This window comes from Metabacillus litoralis (genome assembly GCF_003667825.1).
Taxonomy (GTDB): domain Bacteria; phylum Bacillota; class Bacilli; order Bacillales; family Bacillaceae; genus Metabacillus; species Metabacillus litoralis_B.
The window spans coordinates 2,390,535-2,414,036 of record NZ_CP033043.1 but is presented as its reverse complement, the minus strand read 5'-3'; the positions used below and the strand labels follow the sequence as shown (position 1 = coordinate 2,414,036).

General features: G+C 36.5%; 23 protein-coding genes. 19 read left to right on the top strand and 4 right to left on the bottom strand.

Features of this window, described 5'->3' with window-relative positions:
- Window positions 1-43: 43 nt before the first annotated feature.
- The 14 genes from accB to spo0A all read left to right on the top strand — a co-directional run bounded on the left by accB (window position 44) and on the right by spo0A (window position 14,701).
- Window positions 44-541, top strand: coding sequence for an acetyl-CoA carboxylase biotin carboxyl carrier protein (gene accB / locus D9842_RS12000; protein ID WP_121662736.1), 498 nt, complete (start codon window positions 44-46; stop codon window positions 539-541).
- A gap of 12 nt (window positions 542-553) precedes the next feature.
- Entirely contained in the window at window positions 554-1,906 is a 1,353-nt protein-coding gene (gene accC, locus D9842_RS11995) for an acetyl-CoA carboxylase biotin carboxylase subunit (RefSeq protein ID WP_121662735.1), read from the top strand.
- Between the two features lie 22 nt (window positions 1,907-1,928).
- A complete protein-coding gene (locus D9842_RS11990; RefSeq protein ID WP_162987411.1) occupies window positions 1,929-2,339 on the top strand; it encodes an Asp23/Gls24 family envelope stress response protein in 411 nt (136 codons plus the stop codon).
- Between the two features lie 427 nt (window positions 2,340-2,766).
- On the top strand, window positions 2,767-3,159 hold the full coding sequence (gene nusB, locus D9842_RS11985) for a transcription antitermination factor NusB (protein WP_121662734.1): 393 nt from the start codon (window positions 2,767-2,769) through the stop codon (window positions 3,157-3,159).
- Window positions 3,160-3,186: 27 nt separating this feature from the next.
- The gene (folD, locus tag D9842_RS11980) at window positions 3,187-4,044 is read left to right on the top strand and encodes a bifunctional methylenetetrahydrofolate dehydrogenase/methenyltetrahydrofolate cyclohydrolase FolD (RefSeq protein ID WP_121662733.1); all 858 of its coding nucleotides are present in this window, start codon (window positions 3,187-3,189) and stop codon (window positions 4,042-4,044) included.
- Between the two features lie 94 nt (window positions 4,045-4,138).
- Window positions 4,139-5,491: an exodeoxyribonuclease VII large subunit gene (gene xseA / locus D9842_RS11975; protein ID WP_121662732.1), complete on the top strand. Its 1,353-nt coding sequence runs from the start codon at window positions 4,139-4,141 to the stop codon at window positions 5,489-5,491.
- Complete coding sequence (locus D9842_RS11970; protein ID WP_098796035.1) at window positions 5,484-5,738, top strand: exodeoxyribonuclease VII small subunit; 255 nt, start codon at window positions 5,484-5,486, stop codon at window positions 5,736-5,738. The genes xseA and D9842_RS11970 overlap by 8 nt, the downstream gene beginning before the upstream one ends.
- Window positions 5,735-6,619, top strand: a complete 885-nt coding sequence (locus D9842_RS11965; RefSeq protein ID WP_257536035.1) for a polyprenyl synthetase family protein — start codon at window positions 5,735-5,737, stop codon at window positions 6,617-6,619. Before D9842_RS11970 ends, D9842_RS11965 begins: the two co-directional genes overlap by 4 nt.
- A 298-nt stretch (window positions 6,620-6,917) precedes the next feature.
- Entirely contained in the window at window positions 6,918-8,819 is a 1,902-nt protein-coding gene (dxs, locus tag D9842_RS11955; RefSeq protein ID WP_121662730.1) for a 1-deoxy-D-xylulose-5-phosphate synthase, read from the top strand.
- On the top strand, window positions 8,816-9,664 hold the full coding sequence (locus D9842_RS11950) for a TlyA family RNA methyltransferase (protein ID WP_121662729.1): 849 nt from the start codon (window positions 8,816-8,818) through the stop codon (window positions 9,662-9,664). Before dxs ends, D9842_RS11950 begins: the two co-directional genes overlap by 4 nt.
- A 229-nt stretch (window positions 9,665-9,893) precedes the next feature.
- Window positions 9,894-10,343, top strand: a complete 450-nt coding sequence (gene ahrC / locus D9842_RS11945) for a transcriptional regulator AhrC/ArgR (protein ID WP_121662728.1) — start codon at window positions 9,894-9,896, stop codon at window positions 10,341-10,343.
- A 50-nt stretch (window positions 10,344-10,393) separates the two neighbouring features.
- Window positions 10,394-12,094 carry a DNA repair protein RecN gene (gene recN, locus D9842_RS11940; RefSeq protein ID WP_121662727.1) on the top strand — a complete coding sequence of 567 codons (1,701 nt, stop codon included), beginning with the start codon at window positions 10,394-10,396 and terminating at the stop codon, window positions 12,092-12,094.
- Between the two features lie 214 nt (window positions 12,095-12,308).
- Entirely contained in the window at window positions 12,309-13,604 is a 1,296-nt protein-coding gene (spoIVB, locus tag D9842_RS11935) for a SpoIVB peptidase (protein ID WP_121662726.1), read from the top strand.
- 305 nt (window positions 13,605-13,909) lie between these two features.
- Window positions 13,910-14,701, top strand: coding sequence for a sporulation transcription factor Spo0A (spo0A, locus tag D9842_RS11925; protein WP_121662724.1), 792 nt, complete (start codon window positions 13,910-13,912; stop codon window positions 14,699-14,701).
- Window positions 14,702-14,767: 66 nt separating this feature from the next.
- Here spo0A and D9842_RS11920 read toward each other — a convergent pair whose 3' ends face one another.
- From D9842_RS11920 to D9842_RS11910, 3 genes are all read right to left on the bottom strand, one after another.
- Window positions 14,768-15,274, bottom strand: a complete 507-nt coding sequence (locus tag D9842_RS11920) for a ferritin family protein (RefSeq protein ID WP_162987410.1) — start codon at window positions 15,272-15,274, stop codon at window positions 14,768-14,770.
- Between the two features lie 92 nt (window positions 15,275-15,366).
- Complete coding sequence (locus D9842_RS11915; RefSeq protein ID WP_121662722.1) at window positions 15,367-16,341, bottom strand: ketoacyl-ACP synthase III; 975 nt, start codon at window positions 16,339-16,341, stop codon at window positions 15,367-15,369.
- 215 nt (window positions 16,342-16,556) lie between these two features.
- Window positions 16,557-16,700 (bottom strand): YycC family protein, encoded by a 144-nt coding sequence (locus D9842_RS11910; RefSeq protein ID WP_121662721.1) that lies wholly within the window; start codon window positions 16,698-16,700, stop codon window positions 16,557-16,559.
- Window positions 16,701-16,762: 62 nt separating this feature from the next.
- On the opposite strand from D9842_RS11910, the gene D9842_RS11905 reads away from it, so the two are divergent.
- A complete protein-coding gene (locus D9842_RS11905; protein ID WP_121662720.1) occupies window positions 16,763-17,494 on the top strand; it encodes a glycerophosphodiester phosphodiesterase in 732 nt (243 codons plus the stop codon).
- 47 nt (window positions 17,495-17,541) lie between these two features.
- Here D9842_RS11905 and D9842_RS11900 read toward each other — a convergent pair whose 3' ends face one another.
- Entirely contained in the window at window positions 17,542-17,781 is a 240-nt protein-coding gene (locus D9842_RS11900) for a DUF2627 domain-containing protein (protein ID WP_121662719.1), read from the bottom strand.
- A 159-nt stretch (window positions 17,782-17,940) separates the two neighbouring features.
- Here D9842_RS11900 and D9842_RS11895 point away from each other — a divergent pair, with 159 nt between their 5' ends.
- From D9842_RS11895 to buk, 4 genes are all read left to right on the top strand, one after another.
- Window positions 17,941-20,022 (top strand): sigma-54 interaction domain-containing protein, encoded by a 2,082-nt coding sequence (locus D9842_RS11895; protein WP_121662718.1) that lies wholly within the window; start codon window positions 17,941-17,943, stop codon window positions 20,020-20,022.
- 218 nt (window positions 20,023-20,240) lie between these two features.
- Window positions 20,241-21,137 carry a phosphate butyryltransferase gene (yqiS, locus tag D9842_RS11890; protein WP_121662717.1) on the top strand — a complete coding sequence of 299 codons (897 nt, stop codon included), beginning with the start codon at window positions 20,241-20,243 and terminating at the stop codon, window positions 21,135-21,137.
- An 18-nt stretch (window positions 21,138-21,155) separates the two neighbouring features.
- A complete protein-coding gene (bcd, locus tag D9842_RS11885) occupies window positions 21,156-22,250 on the top strand; it encodes a branched-chain amino acid dehydrogenase (protein ID WP_121662716.1) in 1,095 nt (364 codons plus the stop codon).
- Window positions 22,251-22,342: 92 nt separating this feature from the next.
- Window positions 22,343-23,449 (top strand): butyrate kinase, encoded by a 1,107-nt coding sequence (gene buk, locus D9842_RS11880; RefSeq protein WP_121662715.1) that lies wholly within the window; start codon window positions 22,343-22,345, stop codon window positions 23,447-23,449.
- Window positions 23,450-23,502: the final 53 nt, after the last annotated feature.

Sequence of the window (23,502 nt, the reverse complement as noted above, 5' to 3'; positions counted from 1 at the left end):
TCATGTACTACGCATGATCAATGAATTAAAGGGGTGCCTAAGCATGCTAAAAATACAAGAAATAAGAGAAATGATTAAATTAATTGATCAATCTTCTATTAATGAATTTACATTTGAACAAGATGGTTCCAAAATAAAAATGAAAAAGCAATCACAGGAAGTTGAAACAGTTGTAAGAAATGTAGTAGCCGCTCCACCAGTGGAAGCAGTGTCTACACAACCACAACCTGTCCCAACTCAACAGCCTGTTCAAGAGGCTTCTGCACCAAAAACAGAAGAGACTAAAGCTGACACATCAAACTTACATAAGATCACTTCTCCAATGGTAGGAACATTCTATGCAGCTTCTTCTCCTGAAGCAGGAAATTATGTATCAGTTGGTTCAAAGGTGACGAATGACACTGTTGTATGTATTGTAGAAGCGATGAAACTCTTTAATGAAATCGAAGCTGAAGTAAAGGGTGAGATCGTCGAAATACTAGCAGAGAATGGACAACTAGTTGAATATGGTCAACCTTTATTCTTAGTTAAGCCTGAATAAGGAGCATATAATATGATTAAGAAAATACTAATTGCAAATCGAGGAGAAATAGCTGTTCGAATTATTCGTGCATGCAAAGAGCTTGAGATTGAAACCGTAGCTGTATTTTCCGAAGCAGACCGTGAAGCTTTGCATGTACAGCTTGCTGATGAAGCATATTGTATCGGACCAACTGCTTCAAAGGACAGCTACTTAAACTTTACAAATATTATTAGTGTAGCAAAGCTTACTGAAAGTGATGCTATTCATCCTGGATATGGATTCTTAGCTGAAAATGCTGATTTTGCAGAGCTCTGTAAAGAAGTAAACATCACTTTTATCGGACCAAGTGCAGAAGCAATCTCGAAAATGGGAACAAAAGATGTTGCGCGTGAGACAATGCGTGAGGCTGGAGTTCCGATTGTTCCAGGTTCAAGAGGTATTATTGAAAGCATTGATGATGCCAAAAAACTAGCAAATGAAATGGGATATCCTGTTATAATTAAAGCGACAGCTGGCGGTGGCGGAAAAGGGATTCGTGTTGCAAAAGATGAGCAAGCTTTAGTAAAAGGAATCGAAATTACCCAACAAGAAGCTGCTACAGCATTCGGGAATCCAGGTGTATATATCGAAAAGTACATTGAAGATTTCCGCCATGTTGAAATCCAGGTGTTAGCAGATAGCCATGGCAATACAATCCACTTAGGAGAGCGTGATTGCTCAATCCAAAGAAGACTTCAGAAATTAATTGAAGAAACACCATCTCCTGCGCTAACTGAAGAAATTCGAGCAGAAATGGGTGATGCAGCCGTAAAAGCGGCAGAAGCTGTTGCTTATACTGGTGCAGGAACAGTCGAGTTTATTTTTGATCATGTGAACAAGAAGTTTTACTTTATGGAAATGAATACGCGTATTCAGGTGGAGCACCCAGTAACAGAAATGGTAACAGGAATTGACTTAATAAAAGAACAAATTAAAGTTGCTTCTGGTGAAAAATTATCAGTTACACAAGATGAAGTTACGTTTAATGGGTGGTCAATTGAATGTCGTATTAACGCAGAAAATCCTGAAAAGAACTTCATGCCGTCACCTGGTAAGATTCAGATGTACTTGCCGCCGGGTGGTTTGGGTGTTAGAGTGGACTCAGCGGTGTACCCTGGTTACTCTATTCCACCGTATTATGATTCAATGATTGCGAAACTTATTACTTACGGTGCAACTAGAGAAGAAGCAATTTCTCGAATGAAGCGTGCTTTGAGTGAATTTGTAATTGAGGGAATATCGACAACCATTCCATTCCATTTGAGACTGCTTGAGCATGAAAAGTTTGTAAGTGGAGATTTTAATACGAAATTCTTAGAATTGCATAAGGTTATGGAGTCATAAAATTACACGGAGGTGCTGATTCTTGAAAGATACTAATAATGTTTTAGAGATGAATCCTGAAAACAACGGTTTAGGTAAGGTCGAGATTGCTCCTGAGGTAATTGAAGTCATTGCAGGTATTGCGGCTTCAGAAATTGAAGGAGTAGCATCAATGCGTGGTAATTTTGCTGCAGGTGTTGTTGAGAGACTTGGAAAGAAAAATCACGGAAAAGGTGTAAAAGTTGATTTAACTGAAGAAGGAATTATTATCGAAGTTTACTGTGTCATGATCTTCGGAGTTTCTATTCCAACTGTTGCTCAAAAAATTCAAGACAATATCCGCCAAGCGTTGTTAAATATGACAGCTTTAGAGGTGAATGAAGTCAATATTCACGTTGTTGGTGTCCAATTTGAGACAAAAACAAATGAGGTAGAAGTAGATCAAGAAATGTAACATTTCATACTTCTATTAAAGATATATGTGTCTGTGAGCCAAAGGATCTTCCTTTGGTTTCTTTTTTTGTATGATAAGATGGTAGGGTTGACTGGATGTTTGTATAGACAAATAACTGGTTTGAGTCAGGTATTTCTTACATGAAACCGTATCAGGTGATTATAGAATCTTTATGACTGGTTATATTGATAATAGAGCAATATTCAATCAACCTGAATGCTTTTACCTAATTGAATAGATTATAGTTTTAAACAGTAATGGAAAAGGAAACATCAAATTTAAAACAACGAATGTTTTTTATAAAAAAAGCCTTTTCATTCGGGTATTCCTAAAAAACAGGTGATTTCTGAATGAATATGTTTGTGAGATATGTTATGATCACATTATGACATTCGACATTTTTTAACATTAAAGGAGCAAGTAAAGGATGAAACGAAGAACAGCAAGAGAAAAGGCCCTTCAAGCGCTTTTTCAAGTGAATGTAAGTAATACAGATCCCAATGAAGCAATAGAACATGCTTTAGATGAAGAACGTTCTAATGAATTTATGAATCAACTTGTTTTCGGAACAATTGAGCATGAAAAAGAGCTTGATGAGCTAATAAGTCCGCATCTAGTAAACTGGACAATTGATCGCTTGGCAAACATAGATAAAACCATTCTTCGTATGGCTGCCTATGAGCTAAAATATGAACAAGATGTTCCTGCTAATGTGACAATTGATGAAGCAGTGGAACTTGCAAAAGCGTTTGGGGATGATCATTCTAGCAAGTTTGTTAATGGTGTTCTTTCTAAAATTAAACAAAATTTACAGATATAATTAGGGATAATTGAGGAGGAATAAGGAATGGCTGCAACAATAATTGATGGTAAAGAGTTATCTAAAACAAAAAGAAGTGAGTTGGCTGTTGAGGTAGAACAAATTAAAGCAAAAGGTGTGCTACCGAAACTTGTTGTTATTTTAGTAGGGGACAATCCAGCATCACTCTCTTATATTAGAGGAAAGCAAAAGGCAGCTGAGGAAATTGGTGTAGGGTTTAAATTGGAACATTTCCCTGAAAGTCTTTCGGAAAAAGAGCTGCTAGATGTGATCGAAAGCTATAACAATAATGATGAATATCATGGTATTTTAGTTCAGCTTCCGCTTCCGGTACATATCAATGAAACAGCTGTTGTAGAGAAAATTTCACCTCAGAAAGATGTTGATGGCTTCCACCCAATTAATATCGGTCGCATGATGACAGGGCAAGAAACATTTTTACCATGTACACCTGCTGGTATTGTAGAAATGATAAAATCGGTTGGCGTAGAAATGGCTGGTAAAAACGTGGTTGTTGTTGGAAGAAGTAATATTGTCGGAAAACCTGTGGGACAACTTTTATTAAATGAACATGCAACAGTAACTTATTGTCATTCAAAAACAAAAGATTTGACATCCTATACAAAGGAAGCAGATATTTTGGTGGCCGCTGTTGGACGAGCTAATTTTATAAAAGGCGACCAAATTAAACCCGGTGCGGTTGTCATTGATGTTGGTGTTAATCGCCTTGAAACTGGAAAATTAGTAGGGGACGTTGTTTTCGAAGAAGCAAAAGAAGTTGCAAGTTATCTAACTCCGGTTCCAGGTGGAGTAGGCCCAATGACGATTACTATGCTTGCGCATAACACTGTTCAATCTGCCAAGCAAGTTCTGGAAACGAAATAAGAAACTTATAATAAGAAATTCAAAAAAAGGGCAGAATGGAACTTCATATTCTGTCCTTCCTTCAATTTTTTTGTTAAGGGAAGGAGGCATGTTAATGAATGAACCAAAATATGTAACTGTTACAGCACTAACAAAATATATAAAACGCAAATTTGATGTTGACCCACACTTGTCAGACATTTGGATAAAGGGGGAAATCTCAAACTTTAATTTACATAGTCGTGGTCATATGTATTTTACTCTAAAAGATGAAAAAGCACGAATTCAAGCAGTTATGTTTGCTGGGGCAAACAAATCATTAAAATTCCGACCAGAGAATGGTATGAAGGTATTAATGCGTGGTGAAATTTCTGTTTATGAACAAAGTGGCGGCTACCAGGTTTATGTTAAAGAAATGCAGCCAGACGGAATTGGTAGTCTATATCTAGCTTACGAGGAGTTAAAAAAGAAGCTTCAAAATGAAGGTCTTTTTAATGAAATACATAAAAAACCAATACCGAAATACCCGAATGAAGTTGGAGTCATAACTTCACCAACTGGAGCGGCCATACGTGATATATTAACAACAATAAACAGACGTTATCCTCTAGCAAAAGTCATTCTCATTCCTGCCCTTGTTCAAGGTGTTCAAGCTGGGGCGTCGGTTGCAAAAGCCATTAAAACAGCTAATAAATTAGGAACATTGGACGTTTTAATTGTTGGTCGAGGTGGCGGATCTATAGAGGAGCTTTGGGCTTTTAATGAAGAAATTGTGGCAAGGGAGATTTTTGCTTCAACTGTGCCAATTATCTCTGCAGTAGGCCATGAAACAGATTTTACAATTGCTGACTTTGTTGCAGATTTACGAGCACCAACCCCTACAGGTGCAGCAGAGCAAGCTGTTCCACATGCCAGTGATTTGATTGATCGTGTGTTAGACCGGAAAAATAGGGTGAAACGAGCTTTACAAGAGAAGGTAAATTCTCAGAAAGAAAAGCTGAATCATTATCAAAATTCGTATGCATTTCGTTATCCAAAGCAGCTTTATCTACAAAAAGAACAGCAACTTGACACAATAATGGACCGATTATCAAAAGAAGGCCAAAGAACGATAAATCGCAAAAGAGATAACTATATGTATTTGCAGAACCGTTTGGCCCAAGTACATCCAAAAGATCAAATAAAAAGATCCAATCTAGAGCATGAAGCCTTACTTAAAAAGCTTAACAGGGAAATGAGTACATTAATAACGCATAAACAGTCGCAATTTCAAGCAACACTTGCTAAACTAAATGCATTAAGTCCATTAAAGATTATGGATCGTGGATATAGTCTTGTTTATCAAGATGACAAGCTGATTAAAAGCGTAAATGGTATAAAAACAGGGCACAAACTGAAAGTACAATTAAAAGATGGTCAGATTGATTGTCAAGTTCAGGGGATAGAGGAGCGAACAATACATGAGTGATGAAAAGCAAACAAAAAATGAAGAAGTTTCATTTGAAACTGCGATGCAACAGCTAGAAGAGATTGTTGGCAAGCTTGAAGAGGGTGATGTTCCTTTAGAAAAAGCAATTGAATATTTTCAAAAAGGAATGGAACTTTCAAAGTTATGTCATGATAAGCTTCAGCATGTTGAAAAACAAATGGATTTTATTTTACGTGAAGATGGTGAGCTAAAGCCATTTGAGCTTCAGGAGGAAGAAAAATCGTGACCAACATGTTAAACGATTTTTTAAGTACTAGAAAACAAAAGATTGAAGAGGCACTTCCTTTTTATATAAAAGAACTTCAAACGCCAAAAATCTTACAGGAGTCAATGAATTATTCGCTAGAGGCTGGTGGGAAGCGCTTACGACCGATTTTAGTTTTAGCTGTGCTACATACATATAATAAACCTGAAGAACTTGGCTTGGCGACTGCCTGTGCCATCGAAATGATTCATACCTATTCATTAATTCATGATGATTTACCTTGTATGGATGATGACGATCTAAGACGAGGAAAACCAACAAATCATAAAGTATTTGGCGAAGCGATAGCTGTGCTAGCTGGTGATGGGTTATTAACTCAAAGCTTTGCCCTAATTGCAAATGATCCAACTTGTTCAGCTGAACAGAAGCTGAGACTAATATCTGAACTAGTTAAGGCATCTGGTGCAGAAGGAATGGTTGGTGGACAAGTTGCTGACATGGAAGGCGAAGCAAAAAAGTTAAGCATAGAAGAGCTTCAGTCTATTCATGAAAACAAAACAGCAAAGTTACTCGCTTTTAGTATTATTGCAGGAGCTATATTAGCTGAAGCGCCTGAAGAGGATATTAACAAGCTACGAGAGTTTTCCTATCATGTTGGAATTGCGTTTCAAATCCGAGATGATATTTTAGATCTAGAAGGAAATCAAGAAAAACTTGGAAAGCCTGTAGGTTCGGATACAATTAATGAAAAAACAACATACCCCTCAATCTTAACTATGCAAGGAGCAAAAACAAAGCTTGAGGATCATATTATGAAAGCAAAACAATTAATAAAAAGCTTATCTGTTCCATCTGAACTATTAGAACAAATGTGTGATTTAATTGCCAAAAGAGATCATTGATTAAAAAACCGTTTCCGTTTGGTAACGGTTTTTTTAGATCTCTCTATTCCTCATATAAATTAAACGTTTTCAAGCTTAATAAAAGTCAATTATATACATAAATCATTGTAATTATAGCATTTTTATGGTAAGTTTTTTTTGCTTGCAAAACGTTACGATCATCAAACATAGAGTATTGTTGAATTCTTAAAAACGTTTTCAAATATAAGGTTTTTACGTTAAAATAGATAGACAAGAATATAATAGAAGTAACGAAATCGACTAGAGAATCAAACTGAATTGAAAGTGAGTGATCCATTTGGATCTTCTATCCATTAAAGACCCTAGCTTTTTAAAAACATTATCTAACAATGAACTCGAAAAACTTAGTGCAGAAATACGTCAATTTCTTATAGAAAAATTATCTGAAACAGGCGGGCATATTGGGCCTAATTTGGGTGTTGTTGAATTAACAATTGCCCTTCATAAAGTGTTTGATAGTCCTCAGGATAAATTTATTTGGGATGTTGGCCATCAATCTTATGTTCATAAAATCTTAACTGGCCGAGCTGGTGATTTTGATACGTTACGTCAATATAAAGGACTTTCAGGATTTCCAAAACGTGACGAAAGTGAACATGATGTATGGGAAACCGGTCATAGCTCAACATCACTTTCCGCTGCAATGGGAATGGTGATTGCAAGAGACATTAAAAAATCTAAAGAACATATTATCCCGATTATTGGAGACGGTGCCTTAACAGGTGGGATGGCCTTAGAAGCACTAAATCATATTGGACATGAGCAAAAAGACATGATTGTTGTTTTAAATGATAACGAAATGTCGATTGCTCCAAATGTTGGGGCACTTCATAATGTCCTTGGAAGACTCCGTACAGCTGGCAAATACCATTGGGTTAAAGATGAGCTGGAATATTTATTGAAGAAAATTCCAGCAGTAGGTGGGAAGCTTGCCGCTACAGCTGAACGAGTGAAAGACAGCTTAAAGTATATGCTAGTTTCAGGCGTCTTTTTTGAAGAACTAGGCTTTACTTATTTAGGTCCTGTTGATGGACATAACTATGATGATTTGTTTGAAAATCTTCAATATGCTAAAAAGACTTCAGGACCTGTCTTACTTCATGTAATTACCAAGAAGGGTAAGGGATATCAACCTGCAGAATCTGATAAAGTTGGAACCTGGCACGGAACAGGTCCATATAAGATTGAAACGGGTGACTTCGTAAAACCAAAAGTAATTGGTCCTGCCTGGAGTAAACTAGTAAGTGATACAGTTCAAAAACTTGCTCGTGAAGATGAGCGAATTGTAGCTATTACACCAGCAATGCCAGTTGGTTCTAAATTAGAAGCCTTTGCTCAGGAATTTCCTGATCGCATGTTTGATGTTGGAATTGCTGAACAGCATGCAGCTACAGTAGCAGCAGGTCTGGCAACACAAAATATGAAGCCGTTTTTAGCGATATACTCGACTTTCTTACAAAGAGCCTATGACCAGGTCGTTCATGATATTTGTCGTCAAAACTTAAATGTTTTCATCGGAATTGACCGAGCTGGTTTAGTTGGTGCTGATGGTGAAACACATCAAGGTGTATTTGACATTGCCTTTTTACGACATGTTCCAAACATTGTCGTTATGATGGCTAAAGATGAAAATGAGGGTCAGCATTTAGTTAATACGGCAATTAAATATAATGATGGTCCGATTGCGCTACGCTATGCTCGAGGAAATGGTTTAGGTGTAGCTATGGACGAACAGCTTAAAGTGATTCCGATTGGAACATGGGAAGTGTTAAAGCAAGGTACGGATGCTGTTATTTTAACATTTGGAACGACAATTGAAATGGCAATGGAAGCAGCTACTATCCTAGAGAAACAAGGAAAATCAATTCGAGTTGTAAATGCACGTTTCATAAAACCTTTAGATGATAAGATGTTACATGAAATCTTTGCTGAGGGAATGCCGATTCTGACAATTGAAGAAGCCATTCTTCAAGGTGGTTTTGGAAGCTCTGTACTTGAATTTGCTCAGGAACATCAATATATACAAACTGTTATTTCAAGAATCGGTATTCCAGATCGATTTATTGAACACGGAAGTGTTTCGAAGCTACTTGAGGAAATCGAAATGACAACTGAACATGTTGTTCATAAGTTAGAAACTATGATTCCTAAACAAGAACAAAAGGTACTTCGCTCATGAGTAGTAAAAAAGAAAGATTAGATATTCTGCTTGTAGAAAATGGTTTGTTTGATACAAGAGAAAAAGCGAAGCGTGCAGTTATGGCAGGTCTTATTTATGGGAACGAAGAGCGATTAGAAAAACCCGGTGAAAAGGTCTCAAGAGATGTTGTATTAACAATTAAAGGTCAAACACTTCCTTATGTAAGTCGTGGTGGCTTAAAACTGGAAAAAGCAATAAATGAGTTTGATATTAATGTTAGTGACAAAATAATGATTGATATCGGCTCGTCGACAGGTGGATTTACGGATTGTGCCCTCCAAAACGGTGCAAAGTTATCTTATGCACTTGATGTAGGGTATAATCAATTAGCATGGAAGCTTCGACAAGATGAACGTGTAGTTGTAATGGAGCGAACAAATTTCCGCTACGTAACTCCAGCTGATTTTGAAAAAGGAATGCCAGAATTTGCATCTATAGATGTTTCATTTATTTCTTTAAGACTAATTTTTCCTGTCCTTAAAACAATTTTACGTGCAGAAAGCGATGTAGTTGCTCTTGTAAAACCTCAGTTTGAGGCTGGAAAAGAATTTGTTGGGAAAAAGGGCATTGTACGTGATCCTGAGGTACATGAGCATGTTTTAAAAGAAATGATGGAATTCGTTCTAAAGGAAGGGTATGATATTCAGAACCTTTCATTTTCTCCGATAACGGGAGGAGATGGCAATATTGAGTTCCTTTTACACATAAGATGGGAAGGTTCTCAGGAAAAAGGAACAAATCATTTTCAAAAATCAGCAAAACAAGTAGTAGAGGAAGCGCATGCCACACTAAAAGAAAAAAGGCAAAGTGATAAACAGGAGTAATAGCCCACAGCTATTTTCCTGTTTTTTTAATTGGCCCTAAAAATAGTCTGTATATTCATGCAATTCCTAATAATCAACAAAGAAATCCAAAATCCAATTTTGCATTATTTTATGCAGTTTTTCTAAAGGGTTTTTATTAAATCTGTACATTTATAAGGATTTAATATAAGATGAGAAGTATAAACATACAAAAGAGAAGAATTGCATCAATGCAAAAGGGGTGCCTTAGATGAATAAAGGACAAAGACATATCAAAATACGTGAAATAATTACAAATAATGATATTGAAACACAAGATGAATTAGTTGATTTATTAAAAGGGATGGGCTTTAATGTAACACAGGCAACGGTATCAAGGGACATAAAAGAGCTGCATCTAGTTAAAGTACCAATGCTTGATGGACGATATAAATACAGTCTGCCTGCTGACCAAAGGTTTAATCCATTACAAAAACTAAAGCGTGCCTTAATGGATGCATTTGTTAAGGTGGATTCTGCAGGGCATATGCTTGTGATGAAAACATTACCAGGAAATGCTAATGCAATCGGTGCTTTAATTGATAACCTGGATTGGGATGAAGTTTTAGGAACAATTTGTGGTGACGATACAATTCTACTCATTTGCAGAACACCAAATGACACGGATACAATCACACAACGTTTTTTAGACATGCTATAATTCCTTAGGAAATAAATTGATAGAAATTATTATAAGAGGTGTGATTCTGTTTGTTAGCGGAATTATCAATAAAAAACTTTGCGATTATTGAATCTTTAACAGTTTCATTTGAGAGAGGACTAACTGTATTAACTGGTGAAACCGGGGCTGGAAAGTCAATCATCATTGATGCCATTCATTTATTAGCAGGAGCAAGAGGATCTTCGGAATTTGTTCGGTATGGAGAAAAACGGGCAGAATTAGAGGCGCTATTTTTATTAGATGATACGAATCATCCTGTTTATCTCAAATGTGAAGAGTTTGGAATTGATGTTAGTGATGGAATGATTATTCTTAGAAGAGATATGTCTTCAACAGGTAAAAGTATTTGCCGGATAAACGGGAAGTTAGTAACAATTGCTGTTTTAAGAGAAGTTGGTCAGCTTTTGGTTGATATTCATGGGCAGCATGATAATCAAGAGCTTATGAACGAGGAAAATCATCTATCATTGCTGGATCAATATGGTGGGCAAGAAGTAAAGGATGCATTAGAAGCCTATTTAGATGTATACCGACATTATGATGGCTTAAAAAAGAAAATTACCCAGCTTTCCGAAAATGAACAGGAAATGGCTCACCGGCTTGATTTGCTTCAATTTCAATTAGATGAAATAGAAAAGGCAGAGCTACAGCCAAAAGAGGACGAGCTATTACAAGAAGAGAAAAATCAAATATCGAACTATGAAAAGATATATGATGCACTGCAAAACGGTTATAACTCACTTCATGGCGAACAAAAAGGGTTAGATTGGATAGGTCTTGCCATGAGTCAGCTTGAAAATGTGGGCCAAATTAATGCTACTTTAAAGGAACTTTCAGAGACGGTTTCAAACGCTTTTTATATGTTGGAAGACATTTCGTATCAGCTACGAAATGAATTGGAATCTCTAGAATTTGATCCTGGACGACTGAATTACGTTGAGGGTCGATTGAATGAAATTAACACTTTAAAGAGAAAATATGGTCAATCAGTTGAAGAGATTTTGACTTATTCAGCTAAGATTGAAGAGGAAATCGATACGATACAAAATAAAGATAGCCATATAACTAAATTACAAAAAGAGCTTCAATCTATTACAGAAGATTTATCCATTGAGGCGAAAAACCTTTCAATGATTAGGCAGAAGCATGCTAAGATGCTAATTGAGGAAATTCATCAAGAGCTTAAAGAGTTATATATGGAGAAAACAAGCTTTGATGTTAACATGAAAGAAAAAAGAAACAATGTTAACGAGATAAAATATACTTCAACAGGTGCAGAAGAAATTGAATTTTATATTTCTACTAACCCTGGTGAACCATTAAAACCATTAAATAAAACTGCATCAGGTGGAGAACTCTCACGGATCATGCTTGCAATGAAAAGTATCTTTTCACAGCACCAAGGAATCACATCAATTATTTTTGATGAAGTTGATACCGGTGTTAGTGGGCGTGTTGCTCAAGCTATTGCTGAAAAAATTTATCGAGTTTCTAACGGTTCTCAAGTTCTATGTATTACACATCTTCCACAGGTCGCTGCAATGGCTGATACACACTTATATATTGCAAAAGAAACAAAATCGGGTCGAACCAAAACAAGTGTTAAGCCATTGGTAGAAGACGAGAAAGTTAAAGAAATCGGACGAATGATTGCTGGGGTAGAAGTAACGGAGCTTTCAAAGGAACATGCAAGAGAACTTCTGTTACTTGCTTCTTCATCAAAACGTTAAGTTAAAGCTGCCACTATATAAGTTGGCAGCTTTTTCGGTTTTTATTTATGGTAATTTCATCCTTGTTTCACTTTCAAAATGATGTTAATTCTGACAACAAATCCTTTAAATTTCTATCCATTACAGTTATAAATCAGGCCTTAAAAGGCTACATTAAAACTGTAGCCATATAAGAAGATATGGTGTGGGTTAGGAGCGAGGAGAGTGAAGGTTTTTGCAGACAGATAAAATCAGAAAAATAATTGGTGTACTTCTCCTTGTTTTATTAATGAGTTTAGGTTTTGTGAAAGAAGTTCAAGAATACGTTAAAATACCTAAAAATTTGACGGTATTTGAGTCACAAAATGTGAGCGTGAATCGTTCGATACCTGTAAATGCTTCTCAAGATGCAGAGACAGCGTTTACTGTTCAGAAAAATACGGATGGTAAAACACTTGATGTTCATGGGAAAAAAGCAGGAGAAGGTGAAGTGGTATTTGATCTTGCTGGCTTTCCGGTGAAAAAAACAGGTGTAAAGGTGTTACCTGATTTCAAGGTCATTCCTGGAGGTCAGTCAATTGGTGTAAAACTAAATACTCTTGGCGTATTGGTGGTTGGACACCATCAAATTAATACTGCAGAAGGTAAGAAGTCTCCAGGTGAAATTGCTGGAGTGGAAGTAGGCGACATTATTACAAAGATAAACGGGAAAAAAATTGAGCAAATGAGTGATGTTACTCCATTTATTCAAGATGCAGGTAATACAGGTAAGCCACTTGATTTAGTGTTATCGAGAGAAGATCAAGAAATTAAAACGAAACTGTATCCACTAAAAGATGAAAATGATCGTTCATATCGAATTGGCTTGTATATTCGCGATTCGGCAGCAGGCATTGGTACCATGACGTTTTACGATCCAAAATCTAAAAAATATGGAGCATTGGGTCACGTCATTTCGGATATGGATACGAAAAAGCCAATCGTTGTTGAAAATGGTCAAATTGTTCGATCAACTGTTACTTCAATTGAAAAAGGTAGTAACGGAAACCCAGGTGAAAAACTAGCAAGGTTTTCAGGAGATCGCAAAATTATCGGTAACATTACACGTAATAGTCCTTTTGGTATCTTTGGTGAGCTTAATCAAGATATTACAAATGGAATAATGGATAAGGCGATGCCAATTGCTTTATCAAATGAAGTCAAAGAAGGTCCAGCAAAAATCCTAACAGTTGTTGATAATGACAAGGTTGAGGAATTTGATGTTGAAGTCGTTAGCTCTGTTCCTCAAAAGTTCCCGGCAACTAAAGGAATGGTTATTAAAATCACAGATGAAAAATTACTGGATAAAACCGGTGGTATTGTTCAAGGGATGAGCGGGAGTCCAATCATCCAAAATGGAAAAGTCATAGGTGCGGTTACTCACGTTTTTGTAAATGATCCAACCTCGGGCTACGGTGTTCATATTGAATGGATGCTAAATGAAGCAGGTATTGATATTTATGGAAATCAAGAAAAAGATAAAGCAAGCTAATAAGGAACTGTCAAGAAAATTTTCTTTTCTTGGCAGTTTTTTATCTTTTTCCTTTTCAATGTCCGTGGAATTATGTAAAATAAAGGTGAAAAGATTTTTCGACAAAACGAACATGGATTTGATTTGTCAAATGGTGTATAAAGTCGAAAAATAGAGTAAAATGAAGAAAAACTTTGTTATCCTCCATTTTTTAAAGTTTTTTCAAAAAAATAAAGGTATTTTTACTGGATTGTCGAATTGATTTATGTAATCATATGTATAGATATAAGATATAATGGCAAATCAAGACTGAGGAGGAAGTATTTGTGGGTAAAATTAAAGTTTGTATAGTTGACGATAATCGGGAACTTGTTGGTTTATTAGAAGAATATTTATCAAGCCAAGATGATATTGAGGTTCTTGGTGTTGCATATAATGGTCAAGAATGTTTAAATATGTTAAAAGATAAGGAGCCGGATGTTTTAGTATTGGATATTATTATGCCTCACTTAGATGGTCTTGGTGTTCTAGAAAAACTAAGACAAATGGATCGTCCGCAACCAAACGTAATCATGCTTACAGCATTTGGACAAGAAGATGTAACGAAGAAAGCGGTTGACCTTGGAGCTGCTTACTTTATTTTAAAGCCGTTTGATATGGAAGGTTTAGCAAGTCACATCCGTCAAGTAAGCGGAAATGCTGCGCCAATCATTAAACGAGCTAATTCTTCAATTAGACCTGCTGTTGAGCCACAATCCAAAGGCAAAAATTTAGATGCGAGCATTACAAGCATCATCCATGAAATTGGAGTTCCTGCACATATAAAAGGCTATTTATACTTACGTGAAGCAATCTCTATGGTTTATAACGATATCGAATTATTAGGATCAATTACAAAAGTGTTATATCCTGATATTGCAAAAAAATATAACACAACTGCATCACGTGTTGAACGTGCTATTCGTCACGCGATTGAAGTGGCATGGAGCCGTGGAAACATTGAATCCATCTCATCTCTATTTGGCTACACAGTAAGCATGACAAAAGCAAAGCCAACAAACTCAGAATTTATTGCAATGGTAGCTGATAAGCTTCGTTTGGAACATAAAGCGAGCTAATAAAGATAATGAAAAACCTCCTTAAACCAAAGTGTTAAGGAGGTTTTTGTGTCTAGCATTGAAAAATCACTTATATTTTTTCACATTTTGTTCTAATGACTCTAAGTGCTTTTGGGAAACTATTAGTTGTTCTTGAAATGTGTCTAAAATGTCTTTGGGAAATTCTCGAATAGATAAGAACTTTTTATACATTTTTATAGCGTTTCTTTCTCGGCCAATCTGTATTTGAAACACTTGATAGAGACTTCCTGTATCCTTTTTTATATAATGTCTTGCTCTATCTTTAGGAAGCATAATATTATATTTTTTAAATAACGGTAGCAACATGCTCATCTGGTGTTGATCTTCGATTTTTATTTGAACAAAAGGGCGGATACTACCGTATTTTTCAATAGAATAATCAAAGTTTGCTTGCTTTAAATATTTATCCTCAAGAGCATATGAAAGTGCCTCGGCCAGAGATATGTTTGAGTCTTCTAAAGCTTCCTGAGCTCCGTATTTTACAGATTCATTACCGATAGTATGGGCAGGAGAAAAAACCATTATAAAAAGAAATAAAACGGTGCAAATCATACGCGGCTTCATGTTGTGAATCTCCTTTAGCATCGCTTTTTTTTACTATTCACTAAAGATTAAAATCTTATGTAACGGGGCAGGGAAATGGTCTATCCCCAAGTTAGTATATGGCCAGAATGTGATAATCCTCCGCCAAATCCATAAAGTAATAAGGTGTCACCTGGTTTCACTTTTCCTTCCTTTATACCTAAATCAAGAGCTAATGGAATTGAGGCAGCAGATGTATTCCCATAATGAACTAAGCTATATAAGGTTTGGTTAATGCTGAATCCGCTTTTTTCACATATTGATTCAATCATGCGCAAATTAGCGCTATGTGGGATAAACCAATCAATATCTTCCTTAGTTAAGTTTGAGTCAGCTAACAACGTATTAATACCGGTTGGGACAGTTGTGACCGCCCATCGATAGACCTCTCTGCCATTTTGTACAAGTTGTTTTTTATCTTGAAGATCTTGCTCGAACATCGTAGTTGAGAGGTGTGTACCATACAAATGGATACCTTTTTCCCCTTCAGAATTCACGCATGATGCCAGAAAATGACCTTTGCTATCAGCTTCTACTAAAACAGCACCTGCACCATCACCAAATAAAATGCATGATGTTCGGTCTGTGAAGTCTGTTATCTTTGATAACGTCTCCCCGCCTATTACAAGTATTTTCTTATGAAGACCACTTGATAGTAAGCTGTTAGCAATATGCAGTGCGTATGTAAAACCAGCGCATGCTGCATTCAGGTCGATAGCCCCTGCCTGTCTAATACCTAATCTACCTTGGACATATGAAGCGACACTTGGTGTTAAAAAGTCTGGTGAAAGTGTACTAACAATGATAAAATCAACATCACTAATTTCTTTATTATATCGAATGACTAAATCTTCAACAGCTTTTACGCATAGGTCACTTGTGAATTCATTTTCCGCAGCAAGGCGTCTTTCTTTAATTCCTGTTCGTTTTGAAATCCATTCATCGTTTGTATCAATAATCTGAACAAAATCATTATTTGTCATGATTTTGGTGGGGACATAGGTGCCAATTGCTGTGATTCTGGCCTTTGATTGCATTCATATCACCTCATCAAATTTTATAAGTTTATCATAACACCTATTATTATTACTTGGTACTAAAAAATGAAAGAATAAAGGAAAGTAGGTAAAAAGGTAGAATAAAGAAGTTGATAAATTTAACTGTTCAAGATGATACAATGAGCGTGGGTAAAAAAGAAACCCTTAAATACTTATCGTCTGAGATAGGTTTTAAGGGCACAGTAGAAGAGAGATTAATTCTGATCTTCTTCTTTATTAATTTCTGCCAGTTTAGCAAGTAAAATATGCTGTGGCATATGCATTACCTGTTCTAATGGAACATTAAGCGAAGCTGCTAATTTTTGTGCAGTGTCTGCAGAGATTTGTAATGGTCTCATAAGAATCATCCCTCCTATTTATATTTAACTATTATTTTACATGAAAAGAAGGTGTAAACAAGATGACATTGATTTTTGGTCACAGAGGAGCAGCTGGAACGTACCCGGAAAATACGATGCTATCATTTCAAGAAGCACACCACGTTGGGGCAAACGGAATTGAGTTGGATGTTCAAATGACAAAAGATGGAGAATTAGTCGTCATCCATGATGAAAAAGTAGATCGGACTACAGATGGCTTGGGGTATGTAAAGGACCTAACCTTAAAGCAAATTTCTCACCTTGATGCTTGCTATCTATTTAAACAATATAGTAAAAAAACACCTATTCCAACCCTTGAAGAGGTATTAAATTGGGCTTCTCAGCTTCAAGATTCTTTTGTTGTTAATATTGAACTTAAAAATGGAATCATTCAGTATCCATTTATAGAACAGAAAACAATCGAATTAATACATAAATATAAAATGCAGAAGAATGTGATCATCTCTTCTTTTAATCATTATAGTTTAGTTACTTGTAAGCAGATTGATGCTGAAATTGAAACGGCTATTCTGTATATGGAAGGATTATATAAACCGTGGAATTATGCCAAAACGATTGGTGCTACTGGTTTGCACCCGCATTATTATGCAGTTAACTCTTTTATCATTAATGAGGCGAAACAAAATTCTCTTGATGTTAGACCATTTACAGTTAATGATGAAGAAGTTATGAAAAACTTAGTCAATGATGGATGTGCAGCATTTATAACTGATTTTCCTGAGAAAGCAGTAAATTTAAACAAAGAGGAGTGAGCTATTATACGAGCTCACTCTTTTTATTTATTCCCTTCAAACCATGCCTATTTACTTTTACTGAACCGTTTTTGTACTTTATTTCGTTTACGATCTCGATAAAAAATAAACCCTGCTACAAAGGCTAGTCCACCTAAAAATAGAATTAAGCCGATGATAAATTGTAGAGCTAAGAAAGGAATAGGAGGTTGAAGGATACCAAATGTCATATCTCTCATAAGCTTAATACCATAGGCAGCTAACACGCCTGGGATGACCATAATGATTAATGCAATTATCCTCGACATTATTCTTCGTCCTTTCGTATTCTCAGAATAATTGTCTGTTTCGAAGCTCGGTTTGTCAAGTGGTATTCTTTTAGGATAAAATAGAACTGTGCAAAAAATTGCAAATTCTGAACAAAGGTTATGGATGGACTTTAATGTGAAATGAAGGGGATAGATTGTATGCAACAAGTTGTGATCATAGGTGCGGGTAAAGGTGGTAAAGCACTAATAAAAAGAATGATTGAAACAAAGATGATGGATGTAATGATGGTTATTGATAAGAATGAGCATGCTCCTGGGGTGAAATATGCTAAAGCTCAAGGAATTAAAACAGCTACTAATTGGAGAGAGGTTACCAATCAAAAGGTAAATATTATTATAGATGCAACTGGATCTGATGAACTAATGCACGAGCTTCAACAGGAGAAACATCCTGATACAACCATTATACCGGGATCTGTTGCACTACTCATTTCTGAATTAGTGGAAGAAAAAGAGGTATTGATTGCTAGATTAAAGGAAGAAACATATAAGCAGCAAACTATTTTTAATTCCACAAATGACGGAATGATCGTTATTGATATTAACGAACGAATCATACTTTTTAATAAAACTGCAGAAAAAATCACCGGATTTCCTCGAAAAAAGGCAATTGGTTTAAAAATAAAGGAAGTTATTCCATCGACAAAACTCGGAAGAACCTTAAAAACCCGAGAAGTTGAGACAAATCAAGAACAGGTTCTTGAAAATGGATTGAAAATTATTACGACAAGAATTCCTTTAATCGATGAATCAGGAAATTTGTTAGGAGCCTTGTCGTTATTTAAAGATATCACCGAAGTGGTGAACTTAGCAGAAGAAGTAACAAATTTAAAAGATATACAAATGATGCTAGAGGCAATCATTCAATCTTCTGAAGAGGCAATTTCAGTTGTTGATGAGGAAGGTCGTGGAATCCTAATTAATCGGGCTTACACAAAACTAACCGGGTTAACAGAAGAGCAAGTAATAGGTAAGCCTGCTACAGCTGACATATCTGAGGGAGAAAGCATGCATATGAAGGTATTGCAAACAAGGCGCGCTGTTCGGGGTGTAAGAATGAAAGTCGGTCCAGCGAAAAAAGATGTTATTGTAAATGTTGCTCCTGTTATTGTAAGCGGAAAGCTCAAAGGTAGTGTTGGCGTGATCCATGATGTGTCTGAAATTCAAACACTTACAACTGAATTAAACAGAGCAAGACAGATCATTCGGACACTGGAAGCTAAATACTCTTTTGAAGATATTATTGGAGTTAGTGAAGAGATGAAAATGGCAATTGAGCAGGCGAAGCTTGGAGCAAAAACCCCTGCCACTGTTCTGTTAAGAGGGGAATCAGGTACAGGAAAAGAGCTGTTTGCCCACGCGATACATAATGCTAGTGATCGAAAATTTAATAAATTCATTCGGGTAAATTGTGCGGCTATTGCTGAAAATCTCCTTGAAAGTGAATTGTTCGGCTATGAAGAAGGGGCGTTTTCCGGTGCAAAGCGTGGTGGGAAAAGAGGTTTTTTTGAGGAAGCAAATAATGGAAGTATTTTCTTGGATGAAATTGGTGAACTTTCCGCAAATATGCAAGCGAAATTACTTCGTGTCCTGCAGGAAAATGAAATTGTAAGAGTTGGAGGAACAAAGCCCACTTCAGTTAATGTTCGTTGTATTGCAGCGACGAATGTTAATATCGAGAAAGCAATGGCCGAGGGGCTTTTTCGTGAAGATTTGTATTATAGATTAAATCGTTATCCTATTTCAATTCCACCTTTAAGAGATCGAAAAGAAGATATTCCTGCCCTTTGTGAGAGGTTAATTCGTAAGTTAAACCAAGACTACGGAAGGAATATTGAAAGTCTCACGTCCCAAGCAATTAAGAAGCTGATGGAGTATAACTGGCCGGGAAATGTAAGGGAGCTTGAAAATGTTCTAGGCAGGGCGATTATTTTTATGGAGCATCATGTGACAGCGATTGATGGGCAACATATACCATTGCTTCAGCAACCAGCCAAAGAGGACAAAATACAAGAAGATATCACAATTGTTCATAATAATAGTGAAACACTTGCGGAAGCTGTAGAAAGAGTGGAAGCGGAAGTGATTAAGAAGTCTTTAGAACAACATGATTATAACCGAACCCAAACAGCAAAGGCTTTAGGAATTTCACTTCGAAGTTTGTATTATAAGATGGAAAAATATAACCTTGCAAATAATAGCATGCAACATGATTCATAGTTTGCAAAATGATGCATAATCGTTATATGATAAGGGAGGATAAATTTCATGTATTTAAAAATTTGTCGCCCTTATTATACATATGTAAAAAAAGTTAAATGCTGATAAATGAATAATGGACAAGTTCAATATGAAAAATATAAATATTTTTGGCACACTTCTTGCTTAAAAGATAGTAGAAGCTGATGAAAAACATCTTGGAAGGAAATGAGTAGCAAATGAATTTGGAAAGCCTTCTAAATGAAGCAGTGAACAAAAAAGGGCAAACTGTTGCAGTTGCTCAAGCTGAGGATGAGGAAGTAATAGAAGCTGTAGTGCAGGCTACTCATCGAGGTCTCGCACAATTTCTATTATTCGGTAATCGAGATGAAATTGACTATTTACTGAATCAAAAGAATGCAGAAAAAGAACATGTGCACATTTTTCATGCTAGAACAAAGGAACAAGCAGCAGAACTAGCTGTTAGAGCGGTTCACCAAAATGAAGCAACCGTATTAATGAAAGGGAATATCTCAAGCTCTACCCTTTTAAAGGCTGTCTTAAATAAAGAGTATGGATTAAGAACGGGAAGGATTTTATCCCATGTAGCTTTGTTTGATATTCCGGGTTATAAAAACCCAATCATTGTGACTGATGCAGCGATGAATATTGCTCCTGATTTACATCAGAAAGAGCAAATTATTGTTAATTCTGTCCAGGTTGCTCAATCCATTGGTATAAAACTACCTAAAGTAGCAGCAATTGCTGCTATTGAGGGGGTAAATCCTTCTATGCAAGCAACGTTAGATGCAGCTTCACTAACGATGATGAATAAAAGAGGGCAAATAAAAGACTGTATCATTGATGGACCGTTAGCGCTTGATAATGCAATCTCTCTATCGGCGGCAGAACATAAAGGAATTACAAGTGAGGTGGCTGGTCAGGCTGATATCTTATTTGTCCCGACAATTGAAGTAGGAAATGTTCTTTATAAATCCTTAATTTATTTTGCGAAGGCCAAGGTTGGGGCAGTGATTGCAGGAGCAAAAGCACCAATTGTTTTAACGAGTCGATCGGATTCTTCAGAAAGCAAACTCTATTCATTGGCGTTAGCTTTATGTTCAACCGGAAAGTAATCATTAGGAGGAAACAACATGGAAATCTTTAAATATATGGAGCAGTACGATTATGAGCAATTGGTATTTTGTCAGGATAAACAATCAGGACTAAAGGCGATTATTGCCATTCATGACACAACGTTAGGACCTGCGTTAGGTGGAACACGTATGTGGACATATAATTCTGAAGAAGAAGCGATAGAAGATGCTCTTCGCTTAGCAAGAGGAATGACTTATAAAAATGCTGCTGCCGGATTAAATCTTGGTGGAGGAAAGACAGTAATAATTGGAGATCCTCGAAAAGATAAAAATGAAGAAATGTTTCGAGCATTTGGTCGCTACATTCAAGGGTTGAACGGTCGCTACATTACAGCGGAGGATGTTGGTACAACAGTTGCTGATATGGACTTAATTCATGAAGAAACGAATTATGTGACTGGAATTTCACCGGCTTTTGGATCATCGGGCAATCCATCACCTGTTACAGCTTATGGAGTTTATCGTGGCATGAAAGCTGCAGCAAAAGAGGCATTTGGTTCTGACTCGCTTGAAGGAAAGGTCGTTGCTGTTCAAGGAGTAGGAAATGTTGCGTATAATCTTTGCAAGCATTTGCATGAAGAGGGTGCAAAACTAATTGTTACAGATATTAACAAAGATGCCGTACGTCGTGCAGTTGAAGATTTTAATGCTAGAGCAGTAGAGCCGAATGAAATATACGGAGTAGAGTGTGATATCTATGCTCCTTGTGCTCTGGGGGCAACAATTAATGATGTAACAATTCCGCAGTTAAAAGCTAAGGTTATTGCTGGAGCGGCAAATAATCAGTTAAAAGATACGCAACATGGTGACATAATTCATGAAATGGGTATTGTTTATGCACCAGACTATGTAATTAACGCAGGTGGCGTAATTAATGTAGCTGATGAACTGTATGGATACAACAGTGAAAGAGCATTGAAAAAAGTTGAAACAATTTATAATAATATTTCACGAGTTATTGAAATTGCAAAACGCGACGGAATTCCTACTTATCTTGCAGCAGACCGACTAGCAGAGGAAAGAATTGAACGAATGAGAAACTCTCGTAGTCAATTTTTACAAAATGGACATCATATTTTAAGTCGTAGATGAACTAAGTAAAAGGAGTTAGGAGTGTACTTCTAACTCCCGTACATAATCATATTTTTGGAAAAGATGTCTGAGATACAGCGGAGGTTTAGACGTTGGAATTAAAAGAATATCGAATCCTTGTCATTAATCCGGGATCCACTTCAACAAAAATTGGTGTTTTTGATAATGAAAGATCAATCTTTGAAAAAACATTAAGACATGATTCTGAAAAACTGAATACCTATCCTCACATTATCGATCAGTATGAGTTTCGAAAACAAACGATTTTAGAAACGCTAGATCAAGAAGGGATCAACATATCAAAATTAGGTGCCGTTTGTGGTCGTGGAGGTTTACTTCGTCCAATTGAAGGTGGTACTTATACAGTTAATGATCAAATGATTGAAGATTTGCGGAATGGATTTGCTGGTCAGCATGCGTCTAATTTAGGCGGTATTATTGCATTTGAAATTGCCAATGCCTTAAATATCCCTGCGTTTATTGTTGACCCTGTTGTTGTAGATGAAATGGAAGAGATTGCAAAAATCTCAGGTGTTCCTTCTATTCAACGAAGAAGTATCTTTCATGCCTTAAATCAAAAAGCTGTTGCAAGGAGAGTAGCATCGGATTTAAATAAACGATATGAAGAACTGAATTTAATCGTTACCCATATGGGTGGTGGAATCACAGTTGGTGTTCATCGTAACGGACATGTAATCGATGTGAACAATGGGCTGCATGGTGACGGGCCTTTTAGTCCGGAGCGTGCTGGGACCGTTCCAGCAGGAGACCTTGTAAGCATGTGTTATTCAGGTGAATACTTTCGTGAAGAAATGATGAAAAAACTAGTAGGTCAAGGTGGCCTAGTTGGATACCTTGGAACGAATGATGCGATTAAAGTTGAAAAAATGGTGGAGGCAGGAGATCAAAAAGCTGCCCTGATCTATTCAGCTATGGCCTATCAAATTGCGAAAGAAATAGGTTCGGCAAGTGCTGTGTTAAAAGGGAAAGTTGATGCGATTGTGTTAACAGGCGGACTTGCATATGGCAAAAAGTTTGTAAAAGAGATTTCTTCCTACATTGATTGGATTGCAGATGTTTTAGTTTTTCCAGGTGAAAATGAACTTCAGGCATTAGCAGAAGGTGCTTTACGGGTTCTAAGAAATGAAGAAGAGGCAAAACATTATCCTAACGAAAAGATGGTTTCAAAGGTTTTTTAGTACTTGTCTAGGATTAGCAAGTGTTTGAAGTTAGTGAAAGAGAGGGTGTTTTA